Origin of the sequence: Streptomyces sp. WAC05292 (assembly GCF_003949955.1) — a bacterium.
In the GTDB taxonomy this organism is placed as follows: domain Bacteria; phylum Actinomycetota; class Actinomycetes; order Streptomycetales; family Streptomycetaceae; genus Streptomyces; species Streptomyces globosus.
On record NZ_RPSE01000833.1, the window covers coordinates 1 to 753 of the forward strand.

A 753-nucleotide genomic window follows, 5' to 3' on the forward strand; every position below is an offset into this window, starting at 1 on the left:
CCCCGTACCCGCCCCGGCCGGGGCGGGTACGGGGAGCGCCGGCGGGACGGCGGCGTCCTCCCCGTCGTCGACGGTGATGCCGAAGTCCGTGGCCAGGCCGGCGAGGCCGGTCTCGTACCCCTGGCCGACCGCGCGGAACTTCCACTCCGGGCCGCGCCGGTAGAGTTCGCCGAAGATGAAGGCCGTCTCCGGGCCGGCGTCGTCGATGGAGAAGCCGACGAGCGGCTCCCCGGACCGGTCCGAGACCGTCATCCGCAGGTCGTCGAGGTCGCCGAAGCGGGCGTCGCCGTACTGGCTGGCCGCCACGACGATCCGCACGACGTCCTGCGGGACGGCGGTGAGGTCGAGGCTGATCCGGTCCTCGTCGCCGCTGTCCGTCGGCGTCTTCCCCAGTAACTGGACGCTGCCGTCGGCGGCGGCCGGGTTGTTGTAGAAGACGAAGTCGCCGTCGCCGCGGACCTTGCCGGCCTCGTCGAGGAGGAGGACGGAGACGTCCGCGTCCCCGGCCCCCGAAGCGCTCGTCCAGCCCAGGCTGACCACCACGGATCCGGAATCCTCGCTGAGGGCGGTCAGGCTGGTGTTGCCGCCCTTGGTGATTTCCTGCACGCGTACCCCCCAGTCGCCCGGCGCCCGCTGCGGCGGGCCGAGCGGGCCGGGCTGTCGTTCTGCCTCTGTGCTCGCGGCGCGTGATGCGCGACACACCGTCGGGCGCACCATAGCGGCGCGGGAGGGCCTGGATCCGGCGAACGGGGA

At 73.6% G+C, this 753-nt stretch carries 1 protein-coding gene; it reads right to left on the reverse strand.

Features of this window, described 5'->3' with window-relative positions; all coding sequences use genetic code 11:
- Nucleotides 1–597: TerD family protein (locus EF903_RS33295; RefSeq protein WP_185902971.1), on the reverse strand; the 597-nt coding region annotated here is incomplete at its 3' end.
- Nucleotides 598–753 lie beyond the last annotated feature (156 nt).